General features: G+C 68.2%; 14 protein-coding genes and 2 pseudogenes. 4 read left to right on the forward strand and 12 right to left on the reverse strand.

Annotated elements, in window-relative coordinates; genetic code table 11:
- Nucleotides 1-56 precede the first annotated feature (56 nt).
- Nucleotides 57-1,427, forward strand: a complete 1,371-nt coding sequence (locus Q2K16_RS10670; protein WP_302745100.1) for a replication initiator — start codon at nt 57-59, stop codon at nt 1,425-1,427.
- Between the two features lie 187 nt (nt 1,428-1,614).
- Here Q2K16_RS10670 and Q2K16_RS10675 read toward each other — a convergent pair whose 3' ends face one another.
- The 3 genes from Q2K16_RS10675 to Q2K16_RS10685 form a co-directional block, all read right to left on the reverse strand.
- A complete protein-coding gene (locus tag Q2K16_RS10675) occupies nt 1,615-2,184 on the reverse strand; it encodes a hypothetical protein (RefSeq protein ID WP_302745102.1) in 570 nt (189 codons plus the stop codon).
- Nucleotides 2,185-2,273: 89 nt separating this feature from the next.
- Complete coding sequence (locus Q2K16_RS10680) at nt 2,274-2,711, reverse strand: hypothetical protein (protein WP_302745103.1); 438 nt, start codon at nt 2,709-2,711, stop codon at nt 2,274-2,276.
- Between the two features lie 180 nt (nt 2,712-2,891).
- Nucleotides 2,892-4,322: a recombinase family protein gene (locus Q2K16_RS10685; RefSeq protein WP_302745104.1), complete on the reverse strand. Its 1,431-nt coding sequence runs from the start codon at nt 4,320-4,322 to the stop codon at nt 2,892-2,894.
- A gap of 22 nt (nt 4,323-4,344) precedes the next feature.
- Here Q2K16_RS10685 and Q2K16_RS10690 point away from each other — a divergent pair.
- The 3 genes and pseudogenes from Q2K16_RS10690 to Q2K16_RS10700 form a co-directional block, all read left to right on the forward strand.
- A pseudogene (locus Q2K16_RS10690) lies at nt 4,345-4,653 on the forward strand (SAM-dependent methyltransferase); the annotation flags it as partial.
- A 169-nt stretch (nt 4,654-4,822) separates the two neighbouring features.
- The gene (locus Q2K16_RS10695) at nt 4,823-5,041 is read left to right on the forward strand and encodes a hypervirulence associated TUDOR domain-containing protein (protein ID WP_302745105.1); all 219 of its coding nucleotides are present in this window, start codon (nt 4,823-4,825) and stop codon (nt 5,039-5,041) included.
- A pseudogene (locus Q2K16_RS10700) lies at nt 5,028-5,372 on the forward strand (DUF3140 domain-containing protein); the annotation flags it as partial. The gene Q2K16_RS10695 and the pseudogene Q2K16_RS10700, both read left to right, overlap by 14 nt.
- A 16-nt stretch (nt 5,373-5,388) precedes the next feature.
- On the opposite strand, the gene Q2K16_RS10705 reads toward Q2K16_RS10700, so the two are convergent.
- From Q2K16_RS10705 to Q2K16_RS10745, 9 genes are all read right to left on the reverse strand, one after another.
- Nucleotides 5,389-5,949, reverse strand: a complete 561-nt coding sequence (locus Q2K16_RS10705; RefSeq protein WP_302745107.1) for an isochorismatase family protein — start codon at nt 5,947-5,949, stop codon at nt 5,389-5,391.
- A gap of 40 nt (nt 5,950-5,989) precedes the next feature.
- Complete coding sequence (gene polA / locus Q2K16_RS10710; RefSeq protein WP_302745109.1) at nt 5,990-8,698, reverse strand: DNA polymerase I; 2,709 nt, start codon at nt 8,696-8,698, stop codon at nt 5,990-5,992.
- A 72-nt stretch (nt 8,699-8,770) separates the two neighbouring features.
- A complete protein-coding gene (locus Q2K16_RS10715; protein ID WP_489671874.1) occupies nt 8,771-9,604 on the reverse strand; it encodes an amino acid ABC transporter ATP-binding protein in 834 nt (277 codons plus the stop codon).
- Nucleotides 9,601-10,590, reverse strand: a complete 990-nt coding sequence (locus Q2K16_RS10720; protein WP_302745110.1) for an amino acid ABC transporter permease — start codon at nt 10,588-10,590, stop codon at nt 9,601-9,603. Before Q2K16_RS10720 ends, Q2K16_RS10715 begins: the two co-directional genes overlap by 4 nt.
- Before the next feature lie 6 nt (nt 10,591-10,596).
- Nucleotides 10,597-11,502, reverse strand: coding sequence for an ABC transporter substrate-binding protein (locus Q2K16_RS10725; protein WP_302745111.1), 906 nt, complete (start codon nt 11,500-11,502; stop codon nt 10,597-10,599).
- Nucleotides 11,503-11,532: 30 nt separating this feature from the next.
- Entirely contained in the window at nt 11,533-12,243 is a 711-nt protein-coding gene (locus tag Q2K16_RS10730; protein WP_088643117.1) for an ABC transporter ATP-binding protein, read from the reverse strand.
- Complete coding sequence (locus Q2K16_RS10735; RefSeq protein ID WP_088643116.1) at nt 12,233-13,078, reverse strand: ABC transporter ATP-binding protein; 846 nt, start codon at nt 13,076-13,078, stop codon at nt 12,233-12,235. Before Q2K16_RS10735 ends, Q2K16_RS10730 begins: the two co-directional genes overlap by 11 nt.
- The gene (locus Q2K16_RS10740) at nt 13,071-14,216 is read right to left on the reverse strand and encodes a branched-chain amino acid ABC transporter permease (protein WP_302745113.1); all 1,146 of its coding nucleotides are present in this window, start codon (nt 14,214-14,216) and stop codon (nt 13,071-13,073) included. The genes Q2K16_RS10735 and Q2K16_RS10740 overlap by 8 nt, the downstream gene beginning before the upstream one ends.
- The gene (locus Q2K16_RS10745; protein WP_302745115.1) at nt 14,213-15,163 is read right to left on the reverse strand and encodes a branched-chain amino acid ABC transporter permease; all 951 of its coding nucleotides are present in this window, start codon (nt 15,161-15,163) and stop codon (nt 14,213-14,215) included. The genes Q2K16_RS10740 and Q2K16_RS10745 overlap by 4 nt, the downstream gene beginning before the upstream one ends.
- Nucleotides 15,164-15,200 lie beyond the last annotated feature (37 nt).

Here is a 15,200-nt window from a genome sequence, read left to right on the forward strand (position 1 = left end):
TTTTTCGAATGAGGATTCCCATGCGCGAAAGTGACTCAAATGGAGATTTGCAACGGTTGACCTTCACCGACCGAGAAATCCTGGCCACCGCCACCCACCCCGACTTCCGGGCATGGCTCGCCCGCATCCGCCACATCGGCGGCTGCCAACACCCCGTCCACCTCGTCGGCCACACCCTGACCGTGGACGCCACCACCGGCCGCCTGGTGGACGCCTTCACCAGCGCCGAACAACCACACGGCCGACTCACCATCGCCTGCGGCAACCGCCGCCAATCCCGCTGCGAACCCTGCGCCCGCCTGCACCAGGGCGACACGTACCAACTCGTCGTGTCCGGGCTCGCCGGAGGCAAGTCCGTCCCCGACACCGTACGGACGCACCCGCGCGTCTTCGTCACCTTCACCGCGCCCAGCTTCGGCCCCGTCCACCGGCACACCACCGACAAGCCCTGCCGGCCGCCCCGCCCACATCGCGGCCTCGTCTGCACCCACGGCCGACCCCTGTGGTGCCTCGACCGCCACGCAACTGACGATCCGCTCACCGGTTCCCCGATCTGCGGCGACTGTTACGACTACCCGGCCGCCGTGCTCTGGAACGCGCACACCCGCGAACTCTGGCAACGCCTGCACCGCAACCTGTACGAAGCCATCGCATCGTCGCGGGGCATCTCCCGCACCGTCGCACGCAAGACAGTCCGCATCGCCTACGCCAAAGTGGCCGAGTACCAGCGACGCGGGTCGGTCCACTTCCACGCCGTCATGCGCTTCGACGGCCCCACACCTGCCACCCCACCGCCAGCCTGGGCAACACTGCCACTGCTGATCCAGACCATCCGCACCGCCACCCGCCGCGTCCACCTGACCGTGCCCGGCCTGGACACCATCCTCCGGTTCGGCGCACAACTCGATGTCCGACCCATCCTCCCCGGCCACCACGGCGACGACCTCACCGAACGAGCCGTGGCCTCCTACATCGCCAAGTACGTCACCAAACCCGATGTCGCCGGCATCACCGTGGACCGCCCCATCCGCGACGCCATCACGATCTCAGTTCTTCCCCTCACCGAGCACGCACGCACGCTCATCCGCAACTGCTGGAGGCTTGGCAGACGGCAGGAATACAAGGCCCTCAACCTGCGGCGGTGGGCGCATCAGCTCGGCTACCGAGGCCACATCGCCAGCAAAAGCCGGGCCTACTCCACCACCTACACCGCACTACGCGCCGCGAGGGAGGAACACCGCCGCGACCAGACCGAGGAACGTTTGCCCGACTCTCCGAACACCATCACCGACAAGCAGTGGACCTATACCGGCAACGGTCACACGCCTGGACAAGCCATGTTCGCCGATGCCATCGCTGATGACCTGCAAGCCGCTCGGGAGGCGGCGCACGACGCGCGCATGGGGGGTGAGCCTGATGGGCCTTGAAACCACCCCCACCCGTACAACGCGCCGCGTTTACGGGTTGCCTGGTGATTCTGCGGGTAGACGACAGCAGCGCTACGTCGAGCATGTGCGAAAACTGCTCGATAGGTGGCCTCCATTGACTGAGGAACAACGCTCCACACTTGCGCTCATCATTCGAAAGCCACAATCTTCGCTACCAGATCACACACTATGCGACTTTACCGCCGTGGGCGTAGAAGCCGAGGGCAACAACGACCAATAGAACACCTACGAATATGCCCAATAAGAAGCGTCCGGGCTTAGGCTGTGGAGCGACGCGACTAGCAGCCATGGCGAGATTCTCGGATGCGCCAAGAATGGCCGAGATGCTGCTATCAAAATCTCCGTGCGCCTGAACAGCGCCGAGTAGCTCCCTGATTTCCTGAGCCGCCGTGTGCATCTCGGCAGTGATCTCGCGCATCTCCGCAGCAATATTCCGGAGCCCTTCGGGGATTCTTTCGAGGTCGCCAGCAGCCCTGGAGATGGTTGAGGCAACCTCCATGTTAATGCTGTTTGATGAGACGATGAGCATCTCGGCAACGTCGACGTTAATGCTACGGCTGGCCGCCCAGAGGGCTTCCGCAACATCGGCGTTAATGTTATGCGCCGCCGCACTGAGGGCTAGGGCGGTGTCAGGCGAAATTACCCCGTCTCGCAGCGCTTTCGTTAGAAGCGTACCTAGCTTGGGTGCATCATGCGAGATCTTGTCCAGGACGGCCTTAGTCTTACTGTCCACCATCTCTATGCGGCCGAAGTTGTGACCATTAACAATGGAGCCGGAGCCGGAAACTGTCTGACTCGAAGGCAATTCCCATTCCGGGTTAGAGGCTACCATTGGACCGCCGCCCCGGAGGTTGGATTGATGCTCCCGAAGTTGTTTCCATTGATAATGCTACCCGAGCCGGAATTGGTCTGCTGCTGGATGGCGTATCGCTGAAAGTTGTTGCCCTGTGGCAGCAAGTGCGCAATCTCTCGTGCAAGATCGGGATCGGCCGCCATTGCTTTTCTGATCTGCAATTGCAGCGCGATGTCTCCGCCCTCTTCCCCCGCCGCAATGTCGGTTACGGCCCCTTCGATTACCTGCCGGGACTGCTCTCTGCGGAGTAGGCGATTGAGAATGTGGTGCCCAACACCAATCGTAGCGTCAGAAGCACCCTCGATCACCGTGCTTCGAACCTTGTCAAGGGTGCTGACTCCATATGCTGTCACGGCAGCGGTCACGTAAGGCATCACGGAAGCAGCGGTCTCGGCAACATCGAAATCCATCTAGCATGAATACAGCAATTAGAAGTGATATAGAAGCACCTTGCAACGATGCTTCATCGATTGTCGGCTTTCCGACTCCGAGTGGACAACGCAGCAAAAGTCGCGGCTCCCTGACGGGGCGACGATCCCGCGTGGCTTGCCCCGATCGATGCCTCTCGGTGGCCGACCAAAGTTAGACCCTCAGCGGCAAGCTGAGCTCGTCGGCCTCGTCGACTTCTTCGGCGTGATCCGAACAGTCGTGGGGTCGAACCCTTTCCGCCCCCGGACTGCTGGCAGGATGGCGACGTCCATGAGCGTTGCGATGATCTGGCGGCGCTGGTCGTTGGTAACCTCGTCGGAGTGCCACCACGCCCGTACGTCCGGGGCGGCAATGGCCGGGCCAAGAACGTCAACCCGGCCAGCGTCTGCCATCTTCGCCTCGATCTCGGCAATGTCCGCCTCGGCAGCCTCGGTCCCGGCAAGCATTGTTGCCCTTGGAATGCGCTTCTTGGCGTAGTCGATGCCGAGTTGCTTGAGCAGGACCCGGGTTGCCTCCAACTCTTCACGGAGCGCGTCCACGTCGGGCCGCTCGTGGTCGACGAGCAAGTCAGCGCCGTCTCGCTCGATGAGGGCGATGACAACATCGCTCACCAACTCGTCCACCGGCTCCACTGCTCGACTGACGTGCTTCCCGGTGCGACAGGTGTAGTTCTTGGCTCCGGTCTTCGACTGGCCGCTCATGTTGACGGTGTCGTCACAGACGCCACAGCGCGCAAGCCCGGTGTTCAGCCCCTTGGCGGACTTGCCGGTTCTCCTACGCGCCGGGTTCTCCAGGATGCTCTTGACCGCCCGCCACGTGGCCTCATCCACCAGGCCCGGCCAGGCTGCCTTGGTCACCACCTCGCCCCGGTGCGAACGCAAGCCGGCATTGCGCGGGCTGGTAAGCCACTTGCGTAGCGTCTCCGTTCGCCACAGGTTCCCCTGCCCGGTACGTAGTCCGGCATCGTTCAGCGCTCGGACCTGGGACGCGAGGTTGCCCTTGGCAAGGATCGCCCGGTAGACGTCCTTCGCCGCCTCGGCCTCTTTCTCCCGCAACGTCACGCGGTCAGGCTCGTACCCGAACGGCCGGGGGCCGGGGGCCGGGCGTCCCTTCTCGGCGTGCTGCCGGTTGGCCCGCTTCTGGCGCTCGGACTTCAACTCCGTCTCGTACCGGGCGTCACTCGCCGCGTTGTCGAAGAACTTGCGCCCCTGCGGCGTCGAGAGGTCGAACGTCATCCCGCGAGCGTAGGAGACGATCACCGGGTGAGGCGCGGCAAGACACGTCTCGTAGAACCGATACTCGTCCGTCTTTGTCTTCAACAGTCGCTCACTCGACCACGCGATGACCACGCTGATCTCACCGGACGCGATGAGCCTCAACAGCCCCTCGAAGCCGGGCCGACGGCGGAGCGCGGTTTTGTCGTTGTCAACGAGCCGATGCGCCACGGGCCACCTGTTGTACTCCGCGTGGGCATCACAGTCTTCCCCCTGGCGCGCGATGCCTTCACCCTCGCGGCTGGTGCCCTTGTGCGGATCGTCAGAGAGACGGAGGCAGATCGCGGCGCGTCGGTCCTGGCTGCTCAACAGCGTCATGAGTAGATACTAGCAAGATCATACCCACTCGATGCGCTGGGTCTTCCTGGACGACCCCGGCGAGGGCGGGCTGACCGCCGTGCACTCGTACTTCGACCGCTCCCCCTACGTCGAGCAGGACGAGCGGGGGATGGCCAGCTACGTGGAGCAGCACCGGACCCTCGGCGACCGGATCCGCGAACTGGTCGGTGCCGGCTTCCGCCTGCTCGACCTGGTGGAACCGGAGTGGCCGGCCGGCCATCGGGAGACCTGGGGGCAGTGGAGCCCGCTGCGCGGGCGGCTCTTTCCCGGCACCGCCATCTTCGTCACGGAGAAGCCGGCCACCACCTGACCGGCCCGGTACCTGACCGGCCCGGTACCGGACCAGCAGGCCCTGGACCGGCAAGCGCTGGACCGGCAAGCACTGGACCGGCCGGCACCGCGCCCCGCCGACCGGTCCGTCGGCGGCGGGCCGGCCGGGCGCGTTGTTTCGGGGCAGTGCCGTCGGGTACCCGGCGACCATGGCCGAGCAGCGGTTTCGACGGGGTGACCATGTCTCCTGGGCCAGCCACAGCGGTCGCGCCCACGGCGTGGTGCAGGAGGAGCTGACCGAGCGCACGCACGTCCGGGGGCGCGCGGTGAACGCCGCCCCGGACGACCCGCGGTACCGCATCCGCAACGACGACTCGGGACGGGACGTCGCCCACCGGCCGGAGGCGTTGCGCCATGAGCCGAGCTGACGACCCGCAGCAGACCTACCGGGAGTTCACCGAGGCGGTGAACATGAAACCCGGGGAGCTGTCCTCCTGGTTGCAGACGCCCGAGTCCAAACAGGTCGGCTGGCACAAGGGTGGCCGGGCCGGTGGCGGCGAGTCGGTGGGGCACTCGTCGGGCCGGCGGATCGTCGACCTGCTGCGCCGCAAGCGGGCCGAACTGTCCGCCGCCGACTACCAGCACATGCGCAAGGTGATCGGCTACGTGCACCGGCACCTGGCGCAGCGACCGGCCGGCGACGTCCGGGACACGAAGTGGCGCTGGTCGCTGATGAACTGGGGCCACGACCCGCTGCGTTGACCCGCGGGGTGGGTCAGTCCGTCGTGGCGAAGTCGACGTCCTTCGTCCCGACCGTGCCCGCCGTGCGCCCCGGGGCCTTCTGGTACGACCAGTAGAGGTTGGTGTGCGTGACGACCTGCTCGGGCGGTGGCGCGCCCCACTGCGTGCGGTCCTGCGTGGTGTGGGCGTCGCCGACCAGCGTGGTGTCGTAGCCCCGCACCAGCGCGCCGTGCAGGGTCGACCGGACGCACGCGTCGGTCTGCGCACCGACCACCACGAGCCGCCCGACGCGCAGCCCGGCCAGCACCGACTCCAGCTCGGTGTCCTCGAAGGAGTCGCCGTAGAGCTTCTCGACAAGCGGCTCGGCGTCGGCCGGGACCAGTTCGGGGACGATCCGCCAGTCGTCCCCGCCCCGGACGAGCCGGGAGTCGGAGTGCTGCACCCAGACGACGGGCACCCCCTCCTGGCGGGCCCGCCGCACCAGGGCGGCCACGTTGGCGACGACGTCGTCACGCCGGTACGCCCCGGCGACGACCCCGTTCTGCACGTCGACGACGAGCAGGGCGGTGTGCGGTCGGTCGGTGAGTGTGCTCATCTCTCCCCCTGGTCTGGCTGGTGCGGCGGTGGTGCGAAGGCTAGTGGTCGGCGCTGTTCCAGTCCCGGCCCGCGCCGACGGAGACCTCCAGCGGCACCGACAGCGGGTACGCCGCCCCCATCTCCTGCCGGACCAGCGTCTCCAACGCCTCCCGCTCGTCGGGCGCGACCTCGAAGACCAACTCGTCGTGCACCTGGAGCAGCATCCGGGACCGCAGTCCGGCGTCACGCAGGGCGGTGTCGACGCGCAGCATGGCGACCTTGATGATGTCGGCCGCCGAGCCCTGGATGGGAGCGTTGAGCGCCATCCGCTCGGCCATGTCCCGGCGCTGCCGGTTGTCGCTGACCAGGTCGGGCAGGTAGCGGCGGCGGCCCAGGACGGTGGAGGTGTAGCCGTCCTGGCGGGCGCGGGCCACCACCTCGTGCAGGTAGTCGCGCACCCCGCCGAAGCCGGCGAAGTAGTTCTCCATCAGCCCCCGGGCCTCCTCGGCGGTGATGCCGAGCTGCTGGGACAGGCCGAAGGCGCTCAACCCGTACGCCAGGCCGTAGTTCATGGCCTTGATCTTGCGGCGCTGGTCGGCGGTGACCTCGCCGACCGGGACGGTGAAGACCGACGACGCGGTGGCGGCGTGGAAGTCGTGGCCGGAGTTGAACGCCTCGATCAGCGCCTCGTCCAGCGACAGGTGCGCCATGATCCGCATCTCGATCTGGCTGTAGTCGGCGGTGAGCAGGGTCTGGTAGTCGTCGCCCACCACGAAGGCCCGGCGGATGCGCCGGCCCTCCTCGGTGCGGATCGGGATGTTCTGGAGGTTGGGGTCGGTGGAGGAGAGCCGGCCGGTGGCCGCCACGGTCTGCTTGAACGTGGTGTGGATGCGCCCGTCGTCGGCGACCGACTTGAGCAGGCCGTCGACTGTGGTCTTGAGCTTCGCCACGTCCCGGTGGCGCAGCAGGTGCTCCAGCACCGGGTGCGGGTTCTGGGCGTAGAGCCACTGGAGCGCGTCGGCGTCGGTGGTGTACCCGGTCTTGATCTTCTTGGTCTTGGGCAGCCCCAGTTCCCCGAAGAGCAGCTCCTGGAGCTGCTTCGGCGAGCCGAGGTTGAACTCCCGCCCCACGGCGGCGTAAGCGCCCTGGGCGGCGGACTTCACCTCGCCCGCGAAGTGGGCCTCCAACTCGTGGAGGTAGTCCAGGTCGGCACCGATGCCGACGCGTTGCATCCCGGCCAGCACCTCGGACAGGGGCAGCTCCACCTCGGCCATCAGCCGGGCGGACTGCTCGCCGTCGCGGGACAGCTCGGCGTCGATCGCGTCGGCCAGGTCGAGGGTGGCCCGCGCCTGGAGCATCAGGTTCTGCTCGGCCTCGCCGTCGTCGCCGAGCCCGTCGAAGGTGAGCTGACCGGTCTCCGGCGCGTCGACCCGCAGCTCGCGGTGCAGGTAGCGCAGCGCCAGGTCGGTCAGGTCGTAGGAGCGCTGGTCGGGGCGGGCCAGGTAGGCGGCCAGCTCGGTGTCCCGGGCGACGCCGGCCAGGGTCCAGCCCCGGGCGGCGAACGCCAGCCGGGCGTGCTTGCTGTCGTGCAGCACCTTGGGCTGCCGGGGGTCGGCCAGCCAGTCGGCCAGGGCGCGTTCGTCGGCCTCGGCCAGCGTCGCCGGGTCGATCCAGGCGGCCGGGCCGCTGGCCAGCGCGAGGGCCAGCGCGTCGAGCTGCGGCTCGTAGCGCTCGCGGGGGTCCTTCGGCTTGGCCGGCGTCTTGACCGCGACGCCGACCTGGGTGCCGGTGGGGACGTGCACGGCCAGCCAGTCGACAAGCGCACCGGGTGCGGTGAGTCGCTCGCCGGCCAGGTCGAAGCCGGCCTCGGCCTCCGGCTCCACCGCCTCCAGGTATTGGTACAGCCGGTCGCGCAGGATGCGGAACTGGAGGGTGTCGAAGACCTGGTGCACGGCCTCGCGGTCCCAGCCCTGCCAGCGGGCGTCCTCGGGACGGATCGGCAGCTCCAGGTCGGAGACCAGGCAGTTGATCTCGTAGTTGCGGATCACGTCGGCGAGCCGCTCGCGCAGGCTGTCGCCGGCCTTGCCCTTGATCTCGTCGGCGTGGGCGATCACGCCCTCGACCCCGCCGTAGGTGTTGATCCACTTGGCGGCCGTCTTCGGGCCGACGCCGGGGATGCCGGGCAGGTTGTCGCTGGTCTCGCCGACCAGGGCGGCCAGGTCGCGGTAGCGCTGCGGGCCGACGCCGTACTTGGCCTCGATCGCCGCCGGGTCCATCCGGGCCAGGTCGGAGACGCCCTTGCGCGGGTAGAGCACGGTGACGTCGTCGCCGACGAGCTGGAAGGCGTCCCGGTCGCCGGTGCTGATCAGCACCTGCATGCCCTGGTCGCGGGCCTGGCAGGCGAGGGTGGCGATGACGTCGTCGGCCTCGTAGCCCTCCCGCTCGACGACCGGGACGCGCAGCGCGTCGAGGACCTCCTTGACCAGGCTGACCTGGCCCTTGAAGTCGGCCGGGGTCTCGCTGCGGCCGGCCTTGTACTCCGCGTACTTCTCGGTGCGGAAGGAGCGGCGGGAGACGTCGAAGGCGACCACGATGTGGGTGGGCTGCTCGTCGCGGAGCACGTTGATCAGCATCGAGGTGAAGCCGTAGACCGCGTTGGTCGGCTGCCCGGTCGTGGTGGAGAAGTTCTCCACCGGCAGGGCGAAGAAAGCCCGGTATGCCAGGGAGTGTCCGTCGACGAGAAGCAGGCGCGGCGTCGTAGCTGTCACGGCAGCGACTCTAGTCCGTACCCCCGACAACCCCCGGCGGCGGCACGGCCGACGCCGGGGGTCGCCCGGAGCTCAGAGCACCTTGGCGAGGAATGTCCTGGTCCGCTCGTGCCGCGGGTCGGCGATCACCTCGCGCGGGTCGCCGGACTCGACGACCACGCCGCCGTCCATGAAGACCAGCGTGTCGCCGACCTCCCGGGCGAAACCGATCTCGTGGGTCACCACGATCATGGTCATCCCGTCCCGGGCCAGGTCCTTCATCACGTCCAGGACCTCGCCGACCAGTTCCGGGTCGAGCGCGCTGGTCGGCTCGTCGAAGAGCATCAGCTTCGGCCGCATCGCCAACGCGCGGGCGATCGCCACCCGCTGCTGCTGCCCGCCGGAGAGCTGACCGGGGTACGCGCCGAGCTTGTCGCCCAGCCCCACCCGCTCCAGCAGCTGCGCGGCCCGCTCCCGGGCCGCCGCCTTCTTCTCCCGGCCCAGCAGCACCGGGGCCTCGGTCACGTTGCCCAGCACCGTCATGTGCGGGAAGAGGTTGAACCGCTGGAACACCATGCCTATCGAACGGCGCTGCGCGGCCACCTCCTTCTCCCGCATCTCGTGCAGCCGGCCGCCGCGTTCCCGGTAGCCGATCAGCTCGCCGTCCACCCGGATCGACCCGGCGTTGATCTTCTCCAGGTGGTTGATGCAGCGCAGGAAGGTCGACTTGCCGGAGCCGGACGGCCCCAGCAGGCAGCACACCTCGCCGGCACGGACCGCAAGGTCGATGCCCTTGAGCACCTCCAGCGACCCGAACGACTTGTGCACCTGCTCGGCCCGCACCATCAGCCCGGCACCGTCGGCCGGGGCACCGGCAGGTGACTCGGCGGCCGGCGCGCCCGGCTGGCCGGGAATCAGCTCACTCATGCCGGACCCACCGTCCCCGCGTTGCCGCCGCCACCGGTCTCCGCCGTCATCCCCCGCAACCGCAGCCGGGCCCGGCCGGCCGGACCGTAGCCCCTGCCGAAGTGCCGCTCCAGGAAGTACTGCCCGACCAGCAGGATGCTGGTCAGGAAGAGGTACCACAGGCAGGCGGCCACGTACATCGGGAAGATCTGGAAGGTCCGCTTGCCGACCGCGTCGAGCTGGAAGAACAGCTCCACGCTCACCGGCACGTAGAGCAGCAGCGAGGTGTCCTTGAGCATCGCGATGGTCTCGTTGCCGGTCGGCGGGATGATCACCCGCATCGCCTGCGGCAGCACCACCCGGCGCAGCAGCTGACCCCGGCTCATGCCCAACGCCTGGGCCGCCTCGGTCTGCCCCTCGTCGACCGACTGGATGCCGGCCCGGACGATCTCGGCCATGTAGGCCGCCTCGGACAGCGCCAGCCCCAGCAGGCCGGCCATGAAGCCGGTGAGGATGTCCCGGGAGGAGAAGCCGAACAGCCGCAGTTGCAGGTTGTCGATGCCGAAGAGCTGACCGAGCTGGGTGTCGAACGGCACCCCGAACTCGATCCGGCTCCACAGGATGCCGATGTTGCCGAAGACCGCCAGCAGCACCAGCCGGGGCACCGCCCGGAAGAACCAGGTGTAGAGCCAGGCGACCCCGCGCAGGATCGGATTGTCCGACAGCCGCATCACCGCCACCACCACGCCCAGCGTGACGCCGATGAGCATCGCGCTCACCGTCATCAGCACCGTGCCGCGCAGCAGGCCCTCGATGATCGGCGGGCGGAACATCTTGTCCACCATGAACGACCAGTTGAAGGCGTCGTTGGTGACCAGCAGGTGGACGAACATGGCGACCAGCACGGCCAGCACGGCGACCGCGACCCACCGCCCCGGGTGCCGTACGGGCACGGCGCGGAGAGGCTCCGGCCGCGCCCGTACGGTGGAAGTGTCGTGGGATTCCATGACCTGTTACGGGTTGATCGCGGGGTCCGTGATCGCGCCGTCCGCCACCTTCCACTTGTCCAGCACCGACTTGTACGACCCGTCGGCGATCAGCGCCTTGGTCGCGTCCCGCACCGCCTCGGCGAACGCCGCCTGGTCCTTGCCGACCACGTAGCCGTACGGGGCCGCCTCGTACTGCTTGTCGAGCAGTTCGAGGGCGTCGTTGGACTGGGTCACCGCGTACACCCCGACCGGGTAGTCGGCGAGCATCGCGTCGTCCTTGCCGGAGACCACCGCGGCGGTGGCGGCGTCCTGGCCGGGGAACTGCTCGACGGTGATCGCCGGCTTGCCGGCCTCGGTGCAGGTCTTGGAGCGCTTCTGGATGTCCTCGACCTGGACGGTGTCCTTCTGCACGGCGATCTTCTTGCCGCAGGCGTCGTCGATCTTGACGCCGGAGGGGTTGCCCTTCTTGGTCACCCACTGGGTGCCGACCTGGAAGTAGCTGACCATGTTGGCCTGCTGCTTGCGCTCGTCGTTGATGGTGAACGACGAGACGCCGACCTCGTACTTGCCGGTGCTCACGCCGGAGATGATGTCGCCGAACGGCGCGGAGACGAACTCCGCCTTGAGGCCGAGCTTGGCCGCCACGGCGGTGAACAGCTCGACGTCGAAGCCGATGACCGTCTTGCCGTCGTTGTCGAGGAACTCCGCCGGGGCGTACGTCGAGTCGGTGCCCACGACGATCTTGCCGTCGGCCTTGATGGCCGCCGGGACCTTGTCGGCCAGCGAGGTGTCGGCCGACGCGCTGACCGAGGGGCCGCCGCCGGGCTGCTCGGTGCTCTCCTCCTCGCCACAGGCGGCGAGGGAGAGCAGCAGGGCGGTCGCGCCGACGACGCCGAACGCCGCCCGCCGACCAGGGGTGAGGTGGAACATGGCAGTACTCCTTTGCGAGGGGGGCGACGGTCAGGCCACGCCGAGGTACGCCTCTTTGACCGACGGGTCGTGCAGCAGTTCCGCGCCGGTGCCGCTCTTGACGATGCGGCCGGTCTCCAGCACGTACGCCCGGTGGGCCCGGGCGAGCGCCTGCTGCGCGTTCTGCTCCACCAGCAGGATGGTGGTGCCCTGCTCGTTGATCTCGGTGATGATGGAGAAGATCTGCTGGATCAGCATCGGGGCCAGACCCATCGACGGCTCGTCGAGCAGCAGCAGCTTGGGCCGGCTCATCAGCGCCCGGCCGACGGCCAGCATCTGCTGCTCGCCGCCGGAGAGGGTGCCGCCGGCCTGCTTGCGCCGCTCGGCCAGCCGGGGGAACAGCTCCAGCACCCGGTTGAGGTCCTGGGCGATGCCCGCCCGGTCCCGCCGGGTGTAGGCGCCCATGTCGAGGTTCTCCAGCACGGTCATGCCGGGGAAGATGCCGCGACCCTCCGGGGCCTGGCACAGCCCCCGCCGGACCCGCAGGTCCGCCCGGAGCTTGGAGATGTCCTCGCCCTCGAAACGGATCGCCCCGGAGGCGATCGGCCGGATACCGGAGATCGCCCGCATGGTGGTGGACTTGCCGGCGCCGTTCGCGCCGATCAGGGCGACGATCTCGCCCTCCCCCACGGTCAGGCTGATCCCGTGCAGCGCCTGGATGCGCCCGTACAGCAGGCTGACGTCGTCAATCTCAAGCAGCATCGTCCGGTACCCCCAGGTACGCCGCGACCACCTTCGGGTTGTCCCGCACCTCGGCGGGCAGCCCCTCGGCGATCTTCTTCCCGAACTCCAGCACCACGATCCGGTCGGTGACGCCCATGACCAGGCGCATGTCGTGCTCGATCAGCAGCACGGTCACGCCGGTGTCGCGGATCTGCCGGATGAGCTGGAGCAGCTCCTCCTTCTCCGCCGGGTTGAAGCCGGCGGCCGGCTCGTCCAGGCAGAGCAGCACCGGGTCGGTGGCCAGGGCCCGGGCGATCTCCAGCCGGCGCTGCTCGCCGTAGGAGAGGTTGCGGGCGAACTCGTGCATCCGGGACCGGATGCCGACGAACTCCAGCAGCCGTTCGGCCTTCTCCCGGCCCTCACGCTCCTCGCGCCAGTGCCGGGGCAGCCGGAACAGCGCCGAGACCACACTGGTCTTGTGGTGCGCGTCGGCACCGACCTGCACGTTCTCCAGCGCGGTCATCTCCGGGAAGAGGCGGATGTTCTGGAACGTCCGCGCCATGCCCATCTTGGTGATCTGGTGCCGCTTCTTGCCGCTGATCTTCTCGCCGCGGAACCGGATCTGCCCCTCGCTGGGCTGGTAGATGCCGGTCATCGCGTTGAAGCAGGTGGTCTTGCCGGCGCCGTTCGGGCCGATCAGCCCGAGGATCTCCCCCTTGTAGAGGGTGAAGTCGACGTCGTTGAGCGCCACCACGCCGCCGAAGCGCAGCGTGACGTGGTCGACCTCCAGCAGCGGTTCCCGCCCGGGGATGGTCTCGACGGCGGGCGCGCCCGCCTGGGCCGGAACGGCCGGGGTCTGTTCGGTGTCACTCACCGACGATCACCTCCTTGCGACGGTCCTTGAACTCCGCCGCCCGTCGCCGGTTCGGGATGAGGCCCTGCGGCCGGAAGATCATCATCACCACGAGCACCAGGCCGAAGAAGAGGAACCGGTACTCGTACAGCTCCACGCCGAACAGCTCGATGCCGCGGAACCGCTCGATCATGTACGCCACCAGGCCACCGCCGACGATCGCGCCGACGATGTTGCCCGAGCCGCCCAGGATGACCGCGGCCAGGATGATGATCGAGTTGAGCAGCTCGAAGTTCTGCGAGTTGACGAAGTTCTGCTTGCCGGCGAAGAGCGCACCGGCCAGGCCGGCGATCGCCGCGCCCGAGGCGAACGCCCAGAGCTTGAACTTGAACGTCGGCACGCCCATCAACTGGGCGGCGTCCTCGTCCTCCCGGATCGAGATCCAGGCCCGGCCGACCCGGCTGTGGGTCAGGTTCCGCACCCCGATCACCACCAGGATGATCAGCGTGAGCACCAGCCAGTAGTACGGGCGGGCGTCGAGCACCCCGAAGAACGGCTTGCCGTCGGCGTACGTGCCGGGCGGGTGCGGGATCTGGTTGAAGCCCCGCTGGCCCTTGAGGAAGTCGGAGCTGACCGCCGCGATCCGGATCATCTCGGCGAAGCCGAGCGTCACCAGCGCCAGGTAGTCCCCGCGCAGCCGCAGGGTCGGGGTGCCGAGCATGACGCCGGAGACCATGGTGAGGGCGATCGCGATCGGCACCACCAGCAGCCACGGCCAGAGCGTCTTGAGGTTGCTGCTCGGCGAGGTCAACACCGCCACGGTGTACGCGCCGACGGCGAAGAAGCCGAAGTAGCCGAGGTCGAGCAGGCCGGCGAAGCCGACCACGATGTTCAACCCGACCGCCAGCAGCACGTAGATCGAGACGGTGAACAGCACCTGGGTGAAGTTGGAGCCCGTGGTCGGGATCGGCCCCAGGTACTGGTAGAACTCCTTGTTGGGCAGCGCGTAGAAGAACGCGATCAGCGCCACCAGTGCCGCCCAGCGCACCCAGCGCGGGGCGTCGTGCCACCGCTGGGCGATGGCCTCGCGGCCGTGCCGCAGCCGTGTCCCGATCCCCTGCTGCTGCTCGGGGGTCGGCGGATTAACCGTCGTCGTCATGCCCGTGCCCTTCCCAGCGATTCGCCCAGCAGACCGGTCGGCCGGAACATCAGCAGCACCACCAGGACGGCGAAGGCGGCGAAGTCCTTCCACTCGCTGCCGAACAACCCCGACGCGTAGTTCTCCACCACGCCCAGCAGCAGGCCGCCGACCAGGGCGCCCCGCAGGTTGCCGATGCCGCCGAGCACCGCGGCGGTGAACGCCTTGAGGCCGAGCAGGAAGCCGACGCTGTAGGTCAGGCTCTGGATCCGCACGTCGTAGAGCAGGCCGGCGACGCCGGCCATGGTGCCGCCGGCGATGAAGACCATCAGGATGATCCGGTCCTTGTTCACGCCCATCAGCGCGGCGGTGTTGGCGTCCTGGGCGACCGCCCGGATGCCCCGGCCGACCCGGCTGCGGTTGATGAACTGGTCCAGTGCGACCATCATCGCCAGCGCGGCGCCGAGGGTGAGCAACTGCACCCCGTCGATCGGCACCCCGAAGAGGTGGAACAGCGGCTTCTGGCTGATCAGGATCGGTGCGCCCTCGGGCCGCCGACGGGTCCAGATGCCGAACGCCTCCGAGATCGCGATCGACGCGCCGATCGCGGTGATCAGGAAGGCCAGCGGCGGCGCGTTGCGCTTGCGCAGCGGCCGGTACGCCACCCGCTCGATCACGGTCGCCGTGCCGGCGGACGCGATGGCCGCGACGATCATCGCGACGAGCAGGTAGAACAGGATCGAGCCGACCCCGCTGACCTGGGAGTCCTGGTCGAGGCCGAAGCCGTTCCAGGTCCAGATGGCGGCGAACGCGCCGGCGATGAAGACCTCGGAGTGAGCGAAGTTGATGAGTCTGAGTACGCCGTAGACCAGCGTGTAGCCGAGCGCGACCAGGGCGTAGATCGCACCCTGTGTCAGGCCGGTCGTGGTGAGTTCCCCGAAGTTGGAGAACAGTCCGTCGAAGTTCACGGGAGGGCCGCTCCGTCAGGTGTGGAGAAACAGGTGG

This window comes from Micromonospora cynarisoli, assembly GCF_030518815.1.
Taxonomy (GTDB): Bacteria; Actinomycetota; Actinomycetes; order Mycobacteriales; family Micromonosporaceae; genus Micromonospora; species Micromonospora wenchangensis.

Coding starts and splice junctions, on each gene's coding strand:
- Q2K16_RS10675 (WP_302745102.1), bottom strand. CDS start 2,184: ATGGTGGACAGTAAGACTAAGGCCGTCCTGGACAAGATCTCGCATGAT.
- Q2K16_RS10680 (WP_302745103.1), bottom strand. CDS start 2,711: ATGGATTTCGATGTTGCCGAGACCGCTGCTTCCGTGATGCCTTACGTG.
- Q2K16_RS10685 (WP_302745104.1), bottom strand. CDS start 4,322: ATGACGCTGTTGAGCAGCCAGGACCGACGCGCCGCGATCTGCCTCCGT.
- Q2K16_RS10695 (WP_302745105.1), top strand. CDS start 4,823: ATGGCCGAGCAGCGGTTTCGACGGGGTGACCATGTCTCCTGGGCCAGC.
- Q2K16_RS10705 (WP_302745107.1), bottom strand. CDS start 5,949: ATGAGCACACTCACCGACCGACCGCACACCGCCCTGCTCGTCGTCGAC.
- Q2K16_RS10715 (WP_489671874.1), bottom strand. CDS start 9,604: ATGAGTGAGCTGATTCCCGGCCAGCCGGGCGCGCCGGCCGCCGAGTCA.
- Q2K16_RS10720 (WP_302745110.1), bottom strand. CDS start 10,590: ATGGAATCCCACGACACTTCCACCGTACGGGCGCGGCCGGAGCCTCTC.
- Q2K16_RS10725 (WP_302745111.1), bottom strand. CDS start 11,502: ATGTTCCACCTCACCCCTGGTCGGCGGGCGGCGTTCGGCGTCGTCGGC.
- Q2K16_RS10730 (WP_088643117.1), bottom strand. CDS start 12,243: ATGCTGCTTGAGATTGACGACGTCAGCCTGCTGTACGGGCGCATCCAG.
- Q2K16_RS10740 (WP_302745113.1), bottom strand. CDS start 14,216: ATGACGACGACGGTTAATCCGCCGACCCCCGAGCAGCAGCAGGGGATC.